Consider the following 19,056-nt stretch of genomic DNA (forward strand, 5'->3'; position numbering starts at 1 on the left):
GAGGTCTTCGAGAAAGGCGGGATGGGCGATGACCTGCCCAGGCTGACTTTGGGTGCGGCGGAACTGGGCGATGGCATTTCCCTGGCCCAGCTGATCACCCGCACGGGCCTTGCCGCATCTGGCAAAGAGGCCAAGCGCCTGATCGCCGAAGGCGGCGCGCGGATGAATGACGCCGCCATCACCGATGCGGGGCAGATGATCACCGCGGCCGATCTTGCCCAGCCGATCAAGCTGTCGGCGGGCAAGAAACGCCACGCGCTGGTGATTCTGGCGGGCTAACCGAAAATTAAGCATGAGCGCCGAAAGCTTGCGCTCATGCCCGCCGCCCTGCCCCCGCCCCCACCCCTGACGCTGCCATTGCAGCAATCCCCGCTCTATCGTGATGCGCTGCGCCGGATCGGTGCGGACGCAGCCGTGATGGCTTGGGCGGGCGGCGATTGGCTGGTCTTGCGGCGGGAATTTCCGGTGATCGGCCGGGTTGCGCTGGTGTCGCGGCCCGATCTGGCGGCGGATGCGGATCCGGGGCCGCTGCGCAAGGATCTTGGGGCCGATCTGGTGATCGTGAATGCGGCCACAGCCGCCAACGGGGCGGCATTTCGGCGGGCGGGCTTCTTGCGGCTGGCCCCCCCGCGTGAGGTTGCGATGCTGTCGCTTGCGCGACAGCCAGAGGATTGGCTGGCGCGGATGGATGGGAAATGGCGCAACCGGCTACGCCATGCCCAACGCCAGCCCCTGACGATCACGGCTGGCGCCCTTGCGCCCGACCCCAACCACTGGATCTTTCAGGCCGAAGCAGCACAGCAACGCGCGCGCGGCTACCGCAACCTGCCGCCCACGCTGATCGCGGCGATGGGTGCCACGGCGGGCGCGCTGACACTTTTTACGGCGCAGACCGCCGGCACCACCATCGCCGCGATGCTGTTTGCCCGCCACGCGTCGGGTGCGAGCTATCTGATCGGCTGGTCGGATGCGCAGGGGCGCAATCTGTCGGCCCATAACCTGATCTTGTGGCATGCGATGAACAATCTGGCCCGACAGGGTGTGGCGGCAATCGATCTGGGCCAATGCGCCGGGGATCAAGCTGACGGGCTGGCGCGGTTCAAGCGCGGCGCGGGCGCTGCCACGATGGTGCTGGGCGGCACATGGGCCATGGCGGGGCTACTGGCGCCGCTGCATGGCCTGCTGCGCGGCCTGCGGTCTAGGATGCCACCGCCCTGAGCAACCGTGCACGCGCCGGTGGCACGGCGGCAATCTCGAGCCCGGTAAAGACATGCAGCGTGCCAAGGTCGCGATCGATCACCGCATGATCGCTGACCCAGCCCCCCATCATCAGATAGGTTCTGAGCAAGGGGGGCATCTTGGCCTGTGCGCGCTTGAGATCGGGCTTGCGCCGGAGGCGGGCAGCAAACCGAAACACCGCAGGTGCCTTGACGCGCGGCAGCCAGTGCTTGGGCGCGATATGGCGGTCGCGCAAAAGCGCGAAAGCATCGGAATAATCGCGTGCCTCGGTGCCGGTAAAGGATGAGCAGCCAAACAGCATCTCGACCCCGCTGTGATCGACATAGGCCGTCAAGGCCCCCCAAGCCACCCGCAAGATATCGGGATCGTGCCAGTCGGGGTGGATGCAAAAGCGCCCCACCTCGACCATGGGGCCGTCGAAATCCGACAGCGCCGACAAGTCATAGAACTGCGCCGAATAGCTGCGCCCGATCTCGGCCCCGCAGCCAAGCCGCAACAGCCGAAAACAGCACACCAGCGCGCCCGAACCGATGTCTTCGACCAGAACATGGGAACAGGCCGCATCAAATTCATCACCATCCAGCCGGTCGGCTTGCGGCCCGCGAAAGGCCAGCGTGCGCAAGCGCCGCGCGGCATCCAGATCACCGCCGTCTTGCGCCAGTCGCGCCCGGTAGCGTCCTTTGGAAAGATCAAGCATCGCGCTACGCTCCTGCGGTGCCGATACCGCCCGCTGATGGCGGACATTCTGGGGCGTGTGCGTAACGGCCCGGCGACACATCCGGCGTGGTCAGTCGCTCAGCGCCTCGCCCAGATTGATGCGCCCGAAATTCGAGAAAAGCTGCCCGAAGAAGGTCACTTCCCGCACCGAGCTGGTGGTCACGCGGCGCGACAATTGCACGATCCGCCCATCCTCGAGCCCGAATTCCTCGATGTTGGACACCTGCCCGGCCGCATCAAAGGACACCGCGATGATCTGGCGCTCGATCACCTGCGGGGCGCGGTAGCCCTGATTGCGCATGCGATAGGCGGTATAAAACCACGCCTCGTCGCGCATCATGCCCGCAGCACCCGGTGTGCCGATGATCGCGGCCACATCCGCGCGGCTGCTGCCGATGCGCAGCTGCGCCAGCTCTTCGGCGGGGGGAACATAGCCGTGATTGTCGAATGTGGCGGCGCAAGCGCCAAGGGCCAGCGCCAAGGTCATGCCGACCAGAGCCATCCTAAAACCGCGCGCGCGCTTGTGCATGCCTGTCCTCTTGCTCCTGGCTACGGCCACCCGGACCCTGCCGCCCGGACCTTGCCCTTGCAGCGGACCCGAAAGCTTTCTATCGGCTTAACTTACCCGCGCCTGCAGAGCAAGAACGCGACAAGACCACATCTGGACCACAAGGAGGCCCCCACATGGCCGAAACACCGGGAAATCTTGTGCTGGCCCGTCTGTCGCGGGCGGCCGAGACGCGGTTCGAACTGACGCCCGAGGCGCCCGCGCGCGCCGCGCTGGCCGCAGGGCTTGGATTGCTTGCGTTGCGCAAGCTGCGCTTTTCAGGTCGGCTGATCCCCGAAGCACGGCGCGATTGGCGCCTTGAGGCGGATCTGGGTGCGACCATCGTTCAGCCATGCGTGGTAACGGCCGAGCCCGTGACGACCCGCATCGATGAGCCGGTCTTGCGCCGCTATCTGGCGGAAATGCCCGAACCCATCGGCGACGAGGTCGAAATCCCCGAAGATGACAGCGCCGAACCTTTGCCGGTGACGCTGGATCTGATGGCGGTCATGACCGAGGCGCTGGCATTGGCGCTGCCGCTTTATCCCCGCGCGCCGGGTGCCGAACTGGGCGAGGCACGCTTTGCCGGTCCGGGCATCGTGCCCCTGACCGAAGATGCCGCCCGGCCGCTTTCCGGGCTGGCGGCGCTGCGCGACAAGCTGCAGGGCGGAGAAAACCCGCCGGATGGTGCCTGACATGGCAGGGGCGAAAAGGTCTTGCGCCGCCCCGGAATCTAGCTATGTTCCCGGCCTCATTCGACCCCGGTTCCGGGCGCGGGAAATCCGCCCCGTCTTTCCACTCCGGCGCCTGACCTTATGGTCGCGCAAGGGATGCCGGCAGGCGGGCGAGGAATTGAGATTTGACAGGACCGGGCGGACCGCAGTGCGATCGCCCCAGAGATATTGAGGTTGTGACATGGCTGTCCCACAGAACCGAACAACGCGCTCTCGCCGTGGCATGCGCCGCGCCCATGACGCGCTGGTTGCTGCGAACCCGAATGAGTGCCCCTCCTGTGGAGAGCTGAAGCGGCCGCACCATGTGTGCCCGTCCTGCGGCACCTACAACGACCGTCAGGTCGTCGCACAGGGCACCGAAGTCGATCTCGACGAAGACGCGGCCTGAGCCCGCGACCCGCCCAAGGCGGCAAGGCGACCGGGGCATGAGCGACGGCACCGCATTGACGACTCGGGAGGCCCCGGGAACCGTGCTGTCCATCGATACGATGGGCGGTGATCTTGGCCCGTCGGCCGTCGTGTCTGGTATGGCGCAGGCCGCGGCGAAAAACCCGGGCCTGCGTTTCATCCTTCATGGCGACCGCCCCGTGCTTGAGCGGCTGGTGGACCGCCGCCGCGATCTGATCGATCGCTGCGAAATCCGGCATACGGATGGCGTCGTGACCATGGATGCCAAGCCCTCTCATGTGGTGCGCCACGGCAAGGACACATCCATGTGGTCTTGCATCGAAGCGGTGCGGTCGGGCGAAGCGGGCGCGGCGGTCAGCTGTGGCAACACCGGCGCTTTGATGGCGCTCTCGATGCTGCGGCTGCGCAAGATCGAAGGCGTGAACCGCCCGGCGATCGCATGCCTGTGGCCATCGCGCAATCCCAAGGGCTTCAACGTGATGCTCGATGTTGGCGCCGACATCCGCGCCGATGCGGGCGATCTGCTGCAATATGCGCTGATGGGCGCCAGCTATGCGCGCAACGGGCTTGATCTGGCGCGTCCGCGGGTGGGCTTGCTGAACGTCGGCACCGAGGAACACAAGGGCCGGGCCGAGCTGAAATTCGCCGCCGAACTGATCGAACGCGTCAGCCATGCGGCCGATTTCGATTTCGTGGGCTTTGTCGAAGGGGGCGATCTGCCGTCTGACAAGGTCGATGTGATCGTGACCGATGGCTTTACGGGCAATGTGGCGCTCAAGACCGGCGAAGGCACCGCCCGGATGATCCGCGAATTGATGGGCGAGGCGTTCCGCTATTCGGTGTTGAGCCGGATGGCTGCCCTGTTGGCTTATCCGTCGCTCAAGCGGCTGGGCAAGCGCATCGATCCGCGCCGGGTCAATGGCGGCGTGTTTCTGGGCTTGAACGGGACCGTGGTCAAATCGCACGGCTCGGCCGATGCGACCGGGGTCGCGGCGGCGATCAAGCTGGCCGCAAGGTTGGCATCGGCGGGATTTCACGAACGACTGGCCGCGCGCATCGGCGCGGCGGAACAAGCGGCCGCCGCGGCCATGCAGGCAGAGACAGGACAATCATGATCCGTGCAGTTCCCATCGGCATCGGCCATTACCTGCCCGCCCGCGTGGTCGAAAACGCAGAATTCGAAAAGACGCTGGCCACGACGGATGAATGGATCCGGGACCGCTCCGGCATCGAGCGGCGCCACTTCGCCGCCGAAGGCGAAACCACCAGCCAGATGGCCATCGCCGCCGCGCGCGCGGCCCTCGACATGGCCGGGCTGGCAGCATCCGACATCGATGCGATCGTGGTCGCGACATCCACCCCGGATCTGACCTTTCCGTCCTGCGCGACGATGGTGCAGGCAGGCCTTGGGATGGAGAGGGGATTCGCTTTTGACATTCAGGCCGTCTGCGCCGGCTTCGTCTATGCCCTGACCACTGCCAATGCGCTGATCTTGTCGGGTCAGGCCCGGCGGGTTCTGGTGATCGGGGCCGAAACCTTCAGCAAGATCATGGACTGGACCGACCGGGGCACCTGTGTGCTGTTTGGCGATGGTGCTGGTGCGCTGATCCTTGAGGCGCAAGATGGCGCGGGTGACGCAAGCGATCGCGGCATTCTTGCGACCGACCTCAATTCCGACGGGCGCTATCGGGATCTTCTTTATGTCGATGGCGGCGTGTCGTCGTCGCAGACCACCGGCGTCTTGCGCATGGAGGGCCGTGAGGTATTCCGCCATGCCGTTGAAAAGCTTGCGCAAACAGCCCATACGGCATTGGCCCGGGCGGGGGTGGGCGCCGATGATGTGGATTGGATCGTGCCCCATCAGGCGAATATGCGCATCATCGCGCGGACCGCGCAGAAAATGGGCGTGGGCCTCGATCGGGTGATCATGACCGTGCAAGATCACGGCAACACATCGGCCGCGTCCATTCCCTTGGCCCTGTCTGTGGGCGTGGCGCGCGGCCAGATCAAGACCGGCGATCTGCTGGTATGCGAGGCGATCGGGGGCGGTCTGGCATGGGGTGCGGTGGTCATGCGCTGGTGATGTGACCGCAAAGATAAAATCGTTGCTGCAAGCCGCTTGATTGACTTGAGAAAATCCTTGCATCATCTTGTGGCAAACTTGGGGAGGCCGATAGAATGAGTGATAAGACGTTGACACGGATGAACCTGTCCGAGGCGGTGTTCCGCGCGGTCGGTTTGTCGCGCAACGAAAGTGCGCAACTGGTGGAACGGGTGCTTGAGCTGATGTCGGATGCGCTGGTGAATGGCGAACAGGTCAAGATCTCGTCCTTTGGCACATTCTCGGTGCGCGCCAAGACGGCCCGAGTGGGTCGCAACCCGAAAACCGGCGAAGAAGTGCCGATCAGCCCGCGCCGCGTGCTGACCTTCCGGCCCTCGCATCTGATGAAGGACACGGTGGCAGCGGGCAACCGCGACTGAGGGCCGCCTGCCCCCGGAGGAACGGTGCGGCACCGGGTCATGACGGCGGGTGCCGCAGGTCACAACGCGGCACGGCGCGAACAGGCAAAGTGGATTGGCCATGACAAAATCCTCGCAAGCCTTTCGAACGATCCGCGAGGTGGCGGAATGGCTGGATGTTGCAACGCATGTGTTGCGCTTTTGGGAATCGAAATTTCCACAGATCAAGCCCGTGAAGCGCGCCGGCGGCCGGCGCTATTACCGGCCCGCCGATATGGAGCTGATCGGCGGCATCAAGGTGTTGCTGCATGATCGCGGCATGACCATCCGCGGTGTGCAGCGCATGATCCGCGAAGCTGGCGTGGCCAGTGTGGCCGCCCTGACGCCCCCGTTGCCCATAGCTGACACCCCCATGGGCGACGTGTCAGAGGATTGGACCGAAGACCGCGTCGAAGACGTCATATTGCGCGAAGCGGCGATTGATCGGCCTTTGGCAGTGCCCGCTTTGCACGACGCCGCCCCGCAACGGCCACGCTTGGCGGTGGATGCTGAAACAGCAGCCGCGCCCTTGCCTGTGGCGCCATCCGCATCTGTTCATGCCGCAGCGGCGCTTGCGGTGCCCGACCACGCCGCTCAGGCCCGATCAAGCAGCGCGCTTGCGCGGCTTGGTGCGCTTGTGGGTGACCCGGCGCGCATGCCGCACCATGTGCGCGCCACGCTGCGCCCCGCGCTTGTGGCGCTGCGGGACAGGATGCGGGCCTGACCCCTTGCACCCCCCGGGGAAATCGGTAGAAGGGCCGCACGTCGGGCTATAGCGCAGCCTGGTAGCGCGTCCGTCTGGGGGACGGAAGGTCGCAGGTTCAAGTCCTGCTAGCCCGACCATCACCTCCCCACCTTGGGGAAGGCCCTTGAAAACCGCCCTTGCGCCGACGGCGCGGGCGGTTTTTTCTTGCCCAAAACGGAGTGCGGTCAGATGACACAGACAGGCCACGGGGTTTTGCCCGACCACCAGATCGAAGCGATGATCGCGTCGGGCGCCATCGCCTGCGCGACCCCCGATCACGGTCAGGTGCAGCCTGCCAGCCTTGATCTGCGGCTGGGCACCATCGCCTACCGGGTGCGCGCCTCGTTTCTGGCGGGCGCGGGTCGAACGGTGACCGATCGCATCGCCGAATTCGAGATGCACCGGATGGACCTGACCCAAGGCGCCGTGCTGGAAAAGGGCTGTGTCTATGTCGTGCCCTTGATGGAGGGTTTGGCCCTTCCGGGTGACGTGACCGCCGTGTGCAATGCCAAAAGCTCGACGGGCCGGGTCGATTGCCTGACCCGCGTCATCGCCGATGGCGGCACCGAATTCGACCGCATTCCCGCAGGCTACCGTGGCCCGCTTTACGCCGAGATTTGCCCGCGTTCCTTTTCGGTCAAGGTCGCCCCGGGTCTGCGGCTCAATCAGATCCGCTTTCGGCGCGGTCAGGCGGTGCTGACGGACAGCGAATTGACCGCGCGCCATGCCCAGACGCCGCTGGTCGATGGGGTGGCGGTGATCGACGAGGGTTTGGGCTTTTCCGTCGACCTGACCCCCACGACCGCGGGGATCGTGGGCTACCGCGCCAAGCCACACACAGGCGTGATCGATCTGACGCGGGTCGGCGTGCATGAAATCGCGGATTTCTGGGAAGAGGTGCGCGGCGAAGGTGGGCGGATCATTCTGGATCCCGGCGCCTTCTATATTCTTGTCAGCCGCGAGGCCGTGACGATCCCGCCCGACTGCGCCGCCGAGATGTCGCCTTATCTGGCGATGGTGGGCGAATTCCGTGTGCATTACGCGGGGTTTTTCGACCCCGGATTCGGGCTTGGCGTGCCCGCGCGCGGCGTGCTGGAGGTGCGCTGCCACGAAGCGCCCTTTGTGCTGGAACATGGTCAGGTCGTGGGGCGGCTGGTCTATGAGCGCATGGCCGATGCCCCGAACAGGCTGTATGGCACCACGATCGCGTCGAATTATCAGGGCCAGGGCCTGAAGCTGTCCAAACATTTCCGGGGCTGACGGCCGGGCCCGGCCCGACCGGATCAGATCAGGTCACGCTTGGGGCATGGGGCAAGGCCCTGCGCGCCTCGGGCGGCAAAGCCTCAAGCGGCAAGACATAGGTGTGGATGGTAAAGACCACCGCATCGCTGCCCGGAACCCGCACAAAGCATTGTTTCTCGGACCGCAGATAGCGGCCTTTTTCCGGCGCATCCCGGCGCGGCGCGGCCTCGGGGCGGGGTTGGTGCAGCGCGGGATCGGCATAGACCAGCGCGTTTTGCCGCCAAAGCGGCCGGTCGGGGCGGATCGCATCGAAAAGCCGCTGCACCCGCGCGGCCATCTGCGCATCATAGGGTGCAACGGGGGCATGAATCGCGCTGAGCGGGCGACCGATTTTCTCGGACAAGGTCCAACTGGCCGGAAAACACAGCACGGCACCGCTCAGCACATGCTCGCCCATGGGCCCGGGTTGGTGCAGGCACAGATCCTCCTGCACAAGACGCGCCGCCGTGACAAGCGGCGGATCGGCGCCAAGTGGCACGCGCACACCATCGGGGCGCATGATACCATCGCCCTCGCGCCGATAGGCCGGGCCAAGCTGATCAAGGATCAAGGCCAATAGCGCCGCCGCCGCCGCCTCGGCCGCCGGTGTCATGGCATAGACGGCCGCGCGCCGTTCCGCCAGAAGCCGGTCGCGCAGCGCCATCTGTGCGGCAAAGACCTCATCCACCGACAGCCAATCGCGCATCGCAAGCGGCACGACACCGGGCAGCCGCGCCAGCGCGGGCACCATCCACGGGACCGACGGCAGATGGCTGTGCAAAACATCGCTCATGCGTCCGCGGCCCCTTTTTTTGATCTGTCAGCCGATCAAAGCGGCAAAAGCGGGCTTGCCTTGATCTCTTCCATCGACAGCAGCGCCGTCACATTGTAGATGCGCACCTCGGAAATCAACGCCTGATAAAAGGCGTCATAGGCGCGGGCATTGGGCACGCGGACCTTGAGGATATAATCGATCTCACCGGCAAGACGGTGTGCCTCCATCACTTCGGGGCGCGCCTTGAGCGCGGCCAGAAAGCGGCGCTGCCAATCGGCCTCATGTTCCGATGTGCGGATCAGCACAAAGAAACAGGCCTCGAAACCCAGCTTTTCCGCATCCAGCAAGACGGTTTGCCGCCCGATCACGCCCGCCTCTTTCAGCTTGCGAATCCGGCTCCAGACCGGGGTTTTGGACGACCCCACGATGCGCGCGATGTCATCAAGCGAGCGCGACGCATCCTCTTGCAGGGCGGCCAGAATGCGACGGTCCAGCGCGTCGATCTGCTCAGTCATTCCATGGCCCCCTTTGGATTGGACCGAAATACGACCCGTTCGGCGTCAGATAAAGAACATATGTCCCATCTGACAAGCAATATCCACCGCTATATGGGAAAGTATTCTGCCTTTGCGCCAAGCCGGCGGAACCAGCGGGTCGGGCAGCGGGCGCGTGCGGGCTGGGCGGTTTGGCCGACAAAGTCTTTCCCTGAACCAGATCAAGCCTTAAGACGGTCATGGCGGCTGGACCTGTGCCGCAGTTGGGACATGACCGAGCCAAGACCCATGCAAGACACCGACGCCCCCGCAGCCCCGCGCGCCACCCCCGCCTTGCCCGATGCGCAGATCGTGACCGAGGTAGAGCATTACACCGATCGGCTGTTCCGGTTTCGCTGCACGCGACCACCAAGCTTGCGGTTCCGGTCGGGCGAGTTCGTGATGATCGGGTTGATGGGCGATCCTGACCCCGAGACAGGCAAGCAAAAACCGCTGATGCGCGCCTATTCCATCGCCTCGCCCGCATGGGATGACGCGCTGGAATTCTATTCGATCAAGGTGCCCAACGGGCCGCTGACCTCAAGGCTGCAACATATCCGGCCCGGCGATGCGATCATCTTGCGGCCCAAGCCCGTGGGCACGCTGGTGCATGACGCGCTGTTGCCGGGCAAGCGGCTTTGGCTGTTTGCCACAGGCACGGGCATTGCGCCCTTTGCGAGCCTCTTGCGCGAACCGCAAACCTATGAGGATTATGACGAGGTCATCTTGACCCATACCTGCCGCGAAGTGGGCGAGCTGACCTATGGCGCGCGGCTGATCGACGAGATCCGCTCCGACGCGATGCTGGACGAGCTGATCGGCACGGGCTTTGCCGGCAAGCTGCGCTATTACCCCACCACCACCCGTGAACCCAGCCCCAAGATGGGCCGCATCACCGATCTGATGCGGTCGGGCGCGGTGTTCGCCGATCTGGGCGTGGCCCCACTCAGCCCCGAATGTGACCGCGCGATGGTCTGTGGCAATCTGGCCTTCAACCTTGACATAAAGGCGCTGCTCGAAAGCTATGGGTTGCGCGAAGGCGCCAATTCAAACCCGGCAGAATATGTCGTCGAAAAAGCCTTTCTCGATTGATCCATCCCAAGACCGGGCCAAAGCCGGCCAGCCTTGGCGCCCGGATGTGGCGCATTCCGGCGCCGTGATGCTGACAGCCGCATCACATGCGCCAAGGTGGCGCGACGCGTCGATCATGCGCTTTCAGACGCGCATGCGCCAAATCGCCTTGAAAGAAGGGCGCGGCGCGGCTAGGTTGCGGTCTCAAATCTCGGCAACCTCAGGAGGCCCCCCATAGCCCGCAGACCGCACAACGCGCCGCCATCCCGTGAAACGGGCCCGCGCGTCAATGACCGTATTCGTGGCCCTGAAATCCGCCTGATCGGCGCCGAGGGCGAAAATCTCGGGGTGGTCACCCCGTTCCGGGCGATGGAACTGGCTGAACAAGCCGGCCTCGATCTGGTCGAAATCTCGCCTACGGCCGAACCGCCCGTCTGCAAGATCATGGATTTCGGCAAGTTCAAATACGAAACCCAGAAACGCGAGGCCGAGGCCCGCAAGAAGCAAAAGATCATCGAAATCAAAGAGGTCAAGTTCCGCCCGAACACCGACACTCATGATTACGAGGTCAAGATGCGCAGCGTCACCAAATTTCTGGAAAATGGCGACAAGGTAAAGGTCACGCTGCGCTTCCGTGGGCGCGAAATGGCGCACCAGAACCTTGGCCGTGAACTTCTGGAACGGGTCGCCACGGATGTGGACGGCTTAGGCAAGGTCGAAAGCATTCCCAAGCTCGAAGGCCGTCAGATGGTCATGATGATCGGGCCCAGCAAATAGACATGGTGGATCGGCCCGGGCCGCGCGATGCGGCTGACGGCCCACACCGACCGGCGCGCCCATCTGGCGCGCCTTTTTCTTGGCCGCACGATGCCGGCCCCCCCGCCCCCCTTGCGACCCCTTGGCGCGCGCCCTGCCCAAGGCATGAAAAAAGGGCGCCAGGATTGCACCGGCGCCCTTTCTGGTCTGTCACGCCGGCGTTTCAGCCCGCCGCAGCAACCGCCCGGCCCGTCATCACCTTGACCAGATGGGCGCGGTAATCGGCCGATCCGTGCAGATCGGCGATCATGTCACCCTTGGGCGGCGACAGCGCGTCGATGGCCCCTTTGGCGAAATCGGCGCTCAGCGCGGCCTCTGCCTCGGCCCAGCGGAACACCCCATCCGTGGATGCCCCGGTGACGGCCACGCGCACGCCATCGGCGTATTTCGCCACAAACACGCCCACCAGCGCAAAGCGGGAAGCGGGCTGCACGAATTTCTGGTAATTCGATTTTTGGGGCACGGGGAAACGCACCTCGGTGATGATCTCGCCCGGGGCCAGCGCGGTTGCGAACATGCCTTGGAAATACGCATCCGCCGCAATGTCACGGCTGTTGGTCTTGATCAGGGCCCCCGACCCCAATGCCGCCGCCGGGTAGCAGGCAGAGGGGTCGTTGTTGGCAAGGCTGCCGCCGATCGTGCCGCGATTGCGCACCGCGGGATCGCCGATCTGGCTTGCCAATGCGGCCAGCCCCGGGTAGTGCGCCCGCGCCTCTTGGGCGACGGTGGCATGGGTGGTGGCGCCCCCGATGCAGACCTCGCCCTTGTCGTTGACGCAGACCCCGATCATCTCGGGGATGGCATTGAGGCTGACCAGAGTGGCGGGTGACGCCAGCCGCTGTTTCATGGTGGGCAACAACGTCTGCCCCCCCCCCAGCGCCTGTGCATCCTCGGCGGCCAAGGCCTTGACCGCATCTGTGATGGTGGCGGGTTTGGCGAATTCGAAATTGTACATCTGTGTTTCTCCCGAAAGGGTCGCCCCTTCATCTTTCCAGAAATATGCCGGGGGGTCCGGGGGGCTGGCCCCCCGGCCGTCGCCCGATGCGTCAAGCTTGCATCGCACCCCAGACGCGCGCGGGCGTCAGCGGCATGTCGATATGGGTCACATGGGTCATGCCCGCACGGTGCAGCGCGTCGATGACCGCATTGACCACCGCGGGGGGGCTACCGATGGCCCCCGCCTCACCACAGCCCTTTACCCCAAGCGGATTGTGGGTGCAGGGCGTGGCACAGGAATGATCCACCTGATAAAATGGCACGTCATCGGCCCGCGGCATGGTGTAATCCATGTAGGAGGCTGTCAAAAGCTGACCATTCTCGTCATAGGCGGTGTGTTCGACCAGCGCCTGACCGATGCCCTGGGCGACACCGCCATGCACCTGCCCCTCGACGACCATCGGGTTCATCACATTGCCGAAATCATCGGCGCAGGTGAACGAACAGATGGTGACCTTGCCCGTGTCGGGGTCGATCTCGACCTCGCAAAGATAGGCGCCTGCGGGATAGGTGAAGTTGTTGGGATCGTAAAACGCCGTCTCTTCCAGCCCCGGCTCAAGGGTCTCGAGCGGGTAATTATGCGGCACATAGGCGGAAAACGCGATCTCGCCGAAGGATTTCGCCTTGTCCGTCCCTGCCACAGAAAAGCTGCCGTTCTCAAAGGTGATATCGCCTTCGGCAGCTTCCAGCATATGGGCTGCGATCTTCTTGCCCTTGGCGATGATCTTGTCGAGTGCGCGGTCCATCGCCGAGCCACAGACCGCAAGGGAGCGCGACCCGTAAGAGCCCATCCCGAACGGGATCTTTGAGGTATCGCCATGCACGATCTCGACCGCCCCTTCGGGGATGCTCAGTTTTTCGGCCACGACTTGCGCAAAAACCGTCTCATGGCCCTGACCATGGCTATGCGCGCCGGTCATCACCTGAATCGTGCCGGTCGCGCTGACCCGCACGGTGGCGGCATCATAAAGCCCCACGCGGCTGCCCAACTGGCCCACCAGATGCGAGGGCGCGATGCCGCAGGCCTCGATCCATGTCGACAGACCCACACCGCGCAGCTTTCCCGCCGCCCGGCTTTTGGCCGCGCGCGCCTCGAACCCTGCCAGATCGGCCATGTCCAGCGCCTTGTCGAGCGTGGCCTGGTAGTTGCCGACATCATAGACCAGCCCGACGGGGGTGGTGTAGGGGAACTGGTCCGGCGTCAAAAGGTTCTTGCGCCGCACCGCGACCGGATCGAGCTTCAGCTCGCGCGCCATCTTGTCGATGGCCCGCTCAAGGCTATAGGTCGCCTCGGGCCGGCCGGCCCCGCGATAGGCATCGACGGGTGCGGTATTGGTAAACACCGCCTTCAGGTTCACATAGACATGCGGCACCTTGTAGGGGCCCGCCATCAGCGTGCCATGCAGGAATGTGGGCGTCGCGGTCGAGAAATTCGACAGATACGCCCCGACATTGGCCAGCGTATTGGTGCGGATCGCAAGGATCTCACCATCCAGCGTCGCGCCGACCTCGATCGTGGTGACATGGTCGCGGCCATGGGCATCGGTGAGGAAGCTTTCCGACCGCTCCGCCGTCCAGCGCACCGGGCGGCCAAGCTTTTTCGCGGCGGCCAAAACCAGCGCCTCTTCGCCGTAGTGATAGATCTTCGAGCCGAAACCGCCGCCCACATCGGGGGCGACGACCGTCAGCTTGTGCTCGGGGATACCAAGCACAAAGGCACAGACCAGCAGCTTGGTCAGATGCGGGTTCTGGCTGGTGGTCGTCAGCTTGTAATCGCCCGTTCCGGGATTGAACTCCCCGATCGAGGCGCGCGGCTCCATCGCATTGGGCACCAGCCGGTTGTTGACCAACTCCAGCGTGGTGACATGGGGGGCCGCCTTCATCGCGGCATCGACCGCATCGCGGTTGGCCTCGATCCAACCCCAGTCAAAGCACAGATTGTCGGGGATCTCGTCATGCACGCGGTTGTCGGCATTGGCGACCGCACCCGCCATATCGACGATGGCGGGCAATTCTTCGATCTCGGTGCCGGCGGCCACCGCTTCGGCGGCATCGCGTGCCTGCTCATGGGTTTCGGCCACGACGGCGGCATAGGCATCGCCGACATGGCGCACCTTGCCATGGGCCAGCACGGGGCGCTTGGGTTCGCGCATGGGCGAGCCGTCGCGCGAATGGATCAGCCAACCGGCGGGGTTGCCGCCGACATCGGCAAAATCCGCGCCGGTAAAGATCGCCAGCACGCCGGGCATGGCGGCCGCGGCCGATGTGTCGATCGACACGATACGCCCATGTGCCACATTGGCGCGCACCATCACTGCATGGACCTGTCCCTGCATGGCCAGATCGTCGGTATAGGCCCCGCGCCCGGTCAGAAAGCGTATATCCTCGCGCCGTTTCGAACTGGCGCCAATCCCATGATCCTTCGGCATGGTCGTCCTCCCCTGAATGTCTTCCCCGGACCCGCCACGATAGGGGGCCGCTTGGGTCAGGGCCGCCCGGGCCCCTTCACCTTTCTCCAAATACGCATACCCGGCCCGCCTCCCCGCGCGCCGGGTCGGGATCACTCGGCGGCGATCTGCGACACGTCCTGACCGCTGGCGGCCATGATTGCCTTGACGATGTTGTGATACCCCGTGCAGCGGCAGATGTTGCCCTCAAGATAGCCGCGCACCTCGTGTTCGGTGGGCTTGGGGTTTTCCTTCAACAGCGCGGCAGCGCTCATCACCATGCCGGGTGTGCAAAAACCGCACTGAAGCCCGTGATGGTCCTGAAACGCCTGCTGCAGGCTGGACAGCGACCCATCCGGGTTGGCCATGCCTTCGATCGTGCGCACATCGGCGCCGTCCAGATCGGCGACCAGTGCGGTGCAGCTCTTGATCGCCTTGCCGTTCACATGCACCACGCAGGCGCCGCATTGGCTGGTGTCGCAGCCCACATGCGTGCCCGTCAGCCGCAGACCTTCGCGCAGAAATTCAGCCAGCAGGGTGCGGCCTTCCACCTTGCCGGAAACGGATTTCCCGTTCACCGTCATTGTCACCTGGGTCATCCATTCCTCCCTTGGTTATTCGGCTATCCAATCACCAATTGCGCAAAAGGCAAATGGAAATCTTGTGGCGGTGGCTTCAATCGGCGCGCGGCGGCCTTGCGCGCGGCTGTGGGCGGGAAGGAATCTCCTTGAGCAAGCCCCCCACCCCCATCGCCGCAATCTCGGAGCCCGTCAGGGCAAGCCCACAGGCCACGCGCTCAAGCACCCAATCGGCACCGTTCAACGCCGGGCTGCGCGCACACCCCGGAAGCCCGATGACAGGCCGCCCGCCATGCGCACCCAAGACCAAAAGATTGCCCGGATCGACCGGCATGCCAAAACGGATCACCTTACCGCCCGCCGCCACAAGACCTGCGGGCATCACATCGGCGATGTCGGATGTGGCCGACCCTGTCAGGACCATCACCATTCCGGCGCTCGAGGCACCGATTGCCGCCGCCACCGCCGTGGCACGGTGCGCCACGATCCGCGTTTCCCCTTCGGCCATGCCAAGCCGCGCCACCCGCGCCCAGACCGCGCGCACGCCCTTGTCATCGCGTGCCGCCACGCCGGGCGCGGTTTCGGTCACGATCAGATCGACCCGGTCCACCACCGGGGCAAGCCGCTGCATCGATGCGGCGCCTGCCTGACACGCGGCCTGCAATGCCGTATCGGGAACACCATAGGCGATGATCTTGACGGTGCCGACCATCATCCCCGCCTCGACCCGCTGCCATGGCGGCAAGGTGGCCAGCGTGATCATCGGATCGACCGCGTTGAGCGCCGCGATGGCCTCGGGCTTGAGCGCCAGAACCCCCGGCCCGGTGGCACGAATGTTCACCCGCCCGGTAAAGGGCGCCTCGAGCCTGAGCCCTGCGGCCCCCGGGTCGGGCACCACGGCCCGCGCCAGCCGCAACGCCGCCGCATCCTCGGGCACATCGCCGGGGCCAAGACGCGCCACGATGACCTCGGACAACCCGGCCTCGGCCAGCCGCACCAGATCATCCGACCCAAGCACCCGACCCTTTTTCAGCTTGCCCACAGCCAGCGGAACGGCATGGGCCAGAACCGCCCCCAGCGCCTGATCCAGCGGCACGGCCCCGAACCTCATCCCCGGCGCAGCCTCTGGGTGATCTCGGCCAGGATGGAAACCGCGATCTCGCCCGGACCGCGCGCGCCGATATCAAGGCCCACAGGCGCGTGGATGCGCGCAATCTGGGCGGCCGAAAACCCGGCCTCGTTCAACCGCGCCACACGCTTGGCATGCGTCCGCCCGGACCCCAGACACCCAAGATAATAGACCTCGGATCCCAGCGCGGCGCGAATGGCGGGATCATCAAGCTTGGGATCATGGGTCAGGGTCACGACCGCCGTGCGCGCATCAAGCCCAAGCGTGGCCAAGGCCTCATCGGGCCATTCCTCGATCATCGTCACAGCCGGAAATCGCGCCGCCGCCCCAAAGGCGGGGCGCGGATCGATCACGGTCACGTCATGGCCCGCGATCCGCGCCATCGGCACCAGCGCCTGCGCGATATGCACCGCACCCACGACCAACAGACGCAGGGCCGGGTTGTGGATATGGACAAAGCTTTCGCCATCCTCGGTGATGCCTGATCGATCCATGCGGAACCGCTCGGGGTCGGCATCGGGTCCGACCAGCTTGCGCCGAGCCCCTGACAGATCGGCGACATAGGCGACGGGCCTGCGGGCTGTGCGAGCGGCAACCAGATCCTCCAGCACCGCCACGGGCATGGCGCCACCCACGGGTTCCAAAAGCACCCGGATGCGTCCGCCACAGGCCAGCCCCACGGCAAAGGCCTGATCATCGGACACGCCGAATTCCAAAAGCGTGGCCGCACCGCTGCCGACGGCCTCCATCGCCTCCAGCACCACCGCGCCTTCGACGCAGCCGCCCGAGACCGATCCCTCCATCTCGCCCGCGCCGGAAACCACCATCTGCGATCCGACCGCGCGCGGGGCCGAACCCCATGTCTCGATCACGGTGGCCAGCACCGCGCCTTGCCCGGCGCGGTGCCACGCCAGCGCGCGCTCGGGCATGTTTTCCATGGATGCATCAATCATTCAGGCCCCCTCCCCCGCGGCGCCGGACATCACGCCCAACGATGGCCGAGGCAGGAGCCCTTGTCAAAGCCCGCCCGTCAATCGGCCACAGCCACCCGCAACAGATCGGTGATGCGCCGTACGGCCACCCGGCGGTTCAAGCGTTCGTCTTGCAAGGTGGCGCGCAACAGGAAGTCTTCGCCATAGCCCTGGATGATCATGTTCTGCGGCGGCACGCCGAAATATTCGGTCAAGGCCAGCGCCACGGATTCGGCCCGCCTGTCCGACAAGGCAAGGTTGAAGGACGCGCTGCCGACCGCGTCGGTATGACCCTCGATCAAGAACACCTCGCGCGGGTTGCGCGCCACGGCATCGCTCATGTAGCGGCCCAGCGCCAACAGACGGCCGGCCTGATCCGGGGTGACCGCGGCCGAGCCGCTGGCAAAGGTGACAGCCTCAAGGTTGAGCGCCGGGGCCAGATCGCGCACCGCACGGATCGAACGGATTTGCGCCAATGAAAAGCTCCGATCCACCCCCGATTGCACGGCGAGCGCGCGGGCAAGCGCCTGAGCATCGGCGGATGTGCCGTCCAGCATCAGCCCATCGCCCGGCCGCAGCTTTGGCAATTGCGACACCCGCACCGGGCTGAGCGCGGCGGTGTCATCGATCAGCACGGTGCGGGTGCCATCAGGGGCCACCACCGTCCGGCGCAAGATGCGCAGATCCCGGTCGCGCACGGTGATCACCTGCGTGCCATCCGGCTGGGTGGTGATGTTGCGCGACGATCCGTCGGCAAAGCTTTCGGTCACCACGGAATTGCCGGGGCGGCGCAACAAGACGTCATCGTCGCGGATCACCTGATAATCGCCCTCGGGGCGCAAAACGACGACCCGGTCATCGGCGCGGCTCACCACTTCGCGGTTGCCCGCGATGATCGAGCCCACGACAAGACCGCCAATCGCACCCAGCAACAGGCCTTGCGTGCCGGTCAGGCCGGTCCGGTCGCGCGGGGCAGCGGTGGTCACAGCAGGATCGGTCGTGGCGGTCATCAGGCGCTCGAAATCCTGATCCGAGCTGCGGCTGGTGTCTTGGGTGATCACCTCGGTCACGATCTGCGCGATGGGGGCGGTTTCCGGGGCCAAGGCCAGCGATTGCAGCGCGGTTTCGGTTTCGGCAGTCGCGGTGGCGATCTGCGCCTCGGTTTCGGCGACGGGATCGACCGGGGGCGTGGCGACCAATTCGGCGGCGGCGGCCGTCTCTCGCGCCTCGGCCAGCGTGGCCGTGTCCTCGGGGGTAAGGGTCGCGGGGTCGATCACGGCAAGCCCAAGGCCCGTTTCCCCTGCCGCAGCGGCGGCAAGGGCTGCGGCAAGGGCATCGGCATCGCTGAGCAGTTCGGCAACGCCGGATGAGGGGACTTCCGGCAGCGCGGGTGCAGGGATCGGTCCAGGGATTTGGGCCGGGATCTGTGGCAAGGGATCGGCGGGTGTTTCCGGCGCTATCGCGGGGGCGGCGTCGGCTGCGATGGGCGCGCCGGGCTGTTCACCCGCTGCCGCCGCGGCCTCTGCGGCCAGCCGGGCTGCGTCTTCGGCGGCTGCGGCCTCTGCGGCAA

General features: G+C 65.4%; 20 protein-coding genes, 1 tRNA gene and 1 pseudogene. 12 read left to right on the top strand and 10 right to left on the bottom strand.

What is annotated here, in order from left to right; translation table 11 throughout:
• Nucleotides 1-279: pseudogene (locus Q0094_RS12145) on the top strand (tyrosine--tRNA ligase); the annotation flags it as partial.
• 36 nt (nt 280-315) lie between these two features.
• Entirely contained in the window at nt 316-1,218 is a 903-nt protein-coding gene (locus Q0094_RS12150) for a GNAT family N-acetyltransferase (protein ID WP_297619870.1), read from the top strand.
• Here the strand turns inward: Q0094_RS12150 and Q0094_RS12155 are convergent.
• Nucleotides 1,199-1,936, bottom strand: coding sequence for a GNAT family N-acyltransferase (locus tag Q0094_RS12155; RefSeq protein WP_297619872.1), 738 nt, complete (start codon nt 1,934-1,936; stop codon nt 1,199-1,201). The two genes, Q0094_RS12150 and Q0094_RS12155, sit on opposite strands and share 20 nt — an antisense overlap.
• 90 nt (nt 1,937-2,026) lie before the next feature.
• Nucleotides 2,027-2,458: an outer membrane protein assembly factor BamE gene (locus tag Q0094_RS12160; RefSeq protein ID WP_297619875.1), complete on the bottom strand. Its 432-nt coding sequence runs from the start codon at nt 2,456-2,458 to the stop codon at nt 2,027-2,029.
• 182 nt (nt 2,459-2,640) lie between these two features.
• Between Q0094_RS12160 and Q0094_RS12165 the strand changes: the two genes are divergently transcribed.
• From Q0094_RS12165 to Q0094_RS12200, 8 genes are all read left to right on the top strand, one after another.
• A complete protein-coding gene (locus Q0094_RS12165) occupies nt 2,641-3,198 on the top strand; it encodes a DUF177 domain-containing protein (RefSeq protein WP_297619878.1) in 558 nt (185 codons plus the stop codon).
• 220 nt (nt 3,199-3,418) lie between these two features.
• The gene (gene rpmF / locus Q0094_RS12170) at nt 3,419-3,625 is read left to right on the top strand and encodes a 50S ribosomal protein L32 (protein WP_297619881.1); all 207 of its coding nucleotides are present in this window, start codon (nt 3,419-3,421) and stop codon (nt 3,623-3,625) included.
• Nucleotides 3,626-3,662: 37 nt separating this feature from the next.
• The gene (gene plsX / locus Q0094_RS12175) at nt 3,663-4,760 is read left to right on the top strand and encodes a phosphate acyltransferase PlsX (RefSeq protein ID WP_297619884.1); all 1,098 of its coding nucleotides are present in this window, start codon (nt 3,663-3,665) and stop codon (nt 4,758-4,760) included.
• Nucleotides 4,754-5,728, top strand: a complete 975-nt coding sequence (locus Q0094_RS12180; protein ID WP_297619920.1) for a beta-ketoacyl-ACP synthase III — start codon at nt 4,754-4,756, stop codon at nt 5,726-5,728. The genes plsX and Q0094_RS12180 overlap by 7 nt, the downstream gene beginning before the upstream one ends.
• 95 nt (nt 5,729-5,823) lie before the next feature.
• A complete protein-coding gene (ihfA, locus tag Q0094_RS12185; RefSeq protein ID WP_297619886.1) occupies nt 5,824-6,126 on the top strand; it encodes an integration host factor subunit alpha in 303 nt (100 codons plus the stop codon).
• Nucleotides 6,127-6,226: 100 nt separating this feature from the next.
• Complete coding sequence (locus Q0094_RS12190) at nt 6,227-6,868, top strand: MerR family transcriptional regulator (RefSeq protein WP_297619889.1); 642 nt, start codon at nt 6,227-6,229, stop codon at nt 6,866-6,868.
• Between the two features lie 42 nt (nt 6,869-6,910).
• Nucleotides 6,911-6,987 (top strand) — tRNA-Pro (locus Q0094_RS12195).
• Nucleotides 6,988-7,078: 91 nt separating this feature from the next.
• The gene (locus Q0094_RS12200) at nt 7,079-8,149 is read left to right on the top strand and encodes a 2'-deoxycytidine 5'-triphosphate deaminase (RefSeq protein WP_297619891.1); all 1,071 of its coding nucleotides are present in this window, start codon (nt 7,079-7,081) and stop codon (nt 8,147-8,149) included.
• A 28-nt stretch (nt 8,150-8,177) separates the two neighbouring features.
• Here the strand turns inward: Q0094_RS12200 and Q0094_RS12205 are convergent, their stop codons facing one another.
• Nucleotides 8,178-8,963, bottom strand: coding sequence for a DUF3445 domain-containing protein (locus Q0094_RS12205; RefSeq protein ID WP_297619893.1), 786 nt, complete (start codon nt 8,961-8,963; stop codon nt 8,178-8,180).
• Between the two features lie 35 nt (nt 8,964-8,998).
• A complete protein-coding gene (locus Q0094_RS12210; protein ID WP_297619896.1) occupies nt 8,999-9,460 on the bottom strand; it encodes an Lrp/AsnC family transcriptional regulator in 462 nt (153 codons plus the stop codon).
• A 267-nt stretch (nt 9,461-9,727) separates the two neighbouring features.
• Here Q0094_RS12210 and Q0094_RS12215 point away from each other — a divergent pair, with 267 nt between their 5' ends.
• Together Q0094_RS12215 and infC are read left to right on the top strand one after the other, a co-directional pair.
• On the top strand, nt 9,728-10,570 hold the full coding sequence (locus Q0094_RS12215) for a ferredoxin--NADP reductase (protein WP_297619899.1): 843 nt from the start codon (nt 9,728-9,730) through the stop codon (nt 10,568-10,570).
• 213 nt (nt 10,571-10,783) lie between these two features.
• Nucleotides 10,784-11,326 carry a translation initiation factor IF-3 gene (gene infC / locus Q0094_RS12220; protein ID WP_366940285.1) on the top strand — a complete coding sequence of 181 codons (543 nt, stop codon included), beginning with the start codon at nt 10,784-10,786 and terminating at the stop codon, nt 11,324-11,326.
• Between the two features lie 202 nt (nt 11,327-11,528).
• Here infC and Q0094_RS12225 read toward each other — a convergent pair whose 3' ends face one another.
• The 6 genes from Q0094_RS12225 to Q0094_RS12250 all read right to left on the bottom strand — a co-directional run.
• Nucleotides 11,529-12,320, bottom strand: a complete 792-nt coding sequence (locus tag Q0094_RS12225) for a xanthine dehydrogenase family protein subunit M (protein WP_297619902.1) — start codon at nt 12,318-12,320, stop codon at nt 11,529-11,531.
• Between the two features lie 91 nt (nt 12,321-12,411).
• Nucleotides 12,412-14,790 (bottom strand): xanthine dehydrogenase family protein molybdopterin-binding subunit, encoded by a 2,379-nt coding sequence (locus Q0094_RS12230; protein ID WP_297619905.1) that lies wholly within the window; start codon nt 14,788-14,790, stop codon nt 12,412-12,414.
• A gap of 131 nt (nt 14,791-14,921) precedes the next feature.
• Nucleotides 14,922-15,407 carry a (2Fe-2S)-binding protein gene (locus Q0094_RS12235; protein ID WP_297619908.1) on the bottom strand — a complete coding sequence of 162 codons (486 nt, stop codon included), beginning with the start codon at nt 15,405-15,407 and terminating at the stop codon, nt 14,922-14,924.
• A 76-nt stretch (nt 15,408-15,483) separates the two neighbouring features.
• Nucleotides 15,484-16,497: a molybdopterin-binding protein gene (locus Q0094_RS12240; protein ID WP_297619911.1), complete on the bottom strand. Its 1,014-nt coding sequence runs from the start codon at nt 16,495-16,497 to the stop codon at nt 15,484-15,486.
• Nucleotides 16,494-17,468 (bottom strand): XdhC family protein, encoded by a 975-nt coding sequence (locus Q0094_RS12245; protein WP_297619914.1) that lies wholly within the window; start codon nt 17,466-17,468, stop codon nt 16,494-16,496. Before Q0094_RS12245 ends, Q0094_RS12240 begins: the two co-directional genes overlap by 4 nt.
• Before the next feature lie 77 nt (nt 17,469-17,545).
• Nucleotides 17,546-19,056 (bottom strand): OmpA family protein (locus Q0094_RS12250; protein ID WP_297619917.1); only part of this gene is annotated, 1,511 nt, incomplete at its 5' end.

The sequence above is a fragment of the uncultured Roseicyclus sp. genome, assembly GCF_937892565.1.
Lineage (GTDB): Bacteria > Pseudomonadota > Alphaproteobacteria > Rhodobacterales > Rhodobacteraceae > Roseicyclus.

What these genes read in the sequence shown, in the direction of transcription:
- Q0094_RS12150 (WP_297619870.1), top strand. Translation starts at nt 316, where the DNA reads ATGCCCGCCGCCCTGCCCCCGCCCCCACCCCTGACGCTGCCATTGCAG.
- Q0094_RS12155 (WP_297619872.1), bottom strand. Translation starts at nt 1,936, where the DNA reads ATGCTTGATCTTTCCAAAGGACGCTACCGGGCGCGACTGGCGCAAGAC.
- Q0094_RS12160 (WP_297619875.1), bottom strand. Translation starts at nt 2,458, where the DNA reads ATGGCTCTGGTCGGCATGACCTTGGCGCTGGCCCTTGGCGCTTGCGCC.
- Q0094_RS12165 (WP_297619878.1), top strand. Translation starts at nt 2,641, where the DNA reads ATGGCCGAAACACCGGGAAATCTTGTGCTGGCCCGTCTGTCGCGGGCG.
- rpmF (WP_297619881.1), top strand. Translation starts at nt 3,419, where the DNA reads ATGGCTGTCCCACAGAACCGAACAACGCGCTCTCGCCGTGGCATGCGC.
- plsX (WP_297619884.1), top strand. Translation starts at nt 3,663, where the DNA reads ATGAGCGACGGCACCGCATTGACGACTCGGGAGGCCCCGGGAACCGTG.
- ihfA (WP_297619886.1), top strand. Translation starts at nt 5,824, where the DNA reads ATGAGTGATAAGACGTTGACACGGATGAACCTGTCCGAGGCGGTGTTC.
- Q0094_RS12190 (WP_297619889.1), top strand. Translation starts at nt 6,227, where the DNA reads ATGACAAAATCCTCGCAAGCCTTTCGAACGATCCGCGAGGTGGCGGAA.
- Q0094_RS12200 (WP_297619891.1), top strand. Translation starts at nt 7,079, where the DNA reads ATGACACAGACAGGCCACGGGGTTTTGCCCGACCACCAGATCGAAGCG.
- Q0094_RS12205 (WP_297619893.1), bottom strand. Translation starts at nt 8,963, where the DNA reads ATGAGCGATGTTTTGCACAGCCATCTGCCGTCGGTCCCGTGGATGGTG.
- Q0094_RS12210 (WP_297619896.1), bottom strand. Translation starts at nt 9,460, where the DNA reads ATGACTGAGCAGATCGACGCGCTGGACCGTCGCATTCTGGCCGCCCTG.
- Q0094_RS12215 (WP_297619899.1), top strand. Translation starts at nt 9,728, where the DNA reads ATGCAAGACACCGACGCCCCCGCAGCCCCGCGCGCCACCCCCGCCTTG.
- Q0094_RS12225 (WP_297619902.1), bottom strand. Translation starts at nt 12,320, where the DNA reads ATGTACAATTTCGAATTCGCCAAACCCGCCACCATCACAGATGCGGTC.
- Q0094_RS12230 (WP_297619905.1), bottom strand. Translation starts at nt 14,790, where the DNA reads ATGCCGAAGGATCATGGGATTGGCGCCAGTTCGAAACGGCGCGAGGAT.
- Q0094_RS12235 (WP_297619908.1), bottom strand. Translation starts at nt 15,407, where the DNA reads ATGACCCAGGTGACAATGACGGTGAACGGGAAATCCGTTTCCGGCAAG.
- Q0094_RS12240 (WP_297619911.1), bottom strand. Translation starts at nt 16,497, where the DNA reads ATGAGGTTCGGGGCCGTGCCGCTGGATCAGGCGCTGGGGGCGGTTCTG.
- Q0094_RS12245 (WP_297619914.1), bottom strand. Translation starts at nt 17,468, where the DNA reads ATGATTGATGCATCCATGGAAAACATGCCCGAGCGCGCGCTGGCGTGG.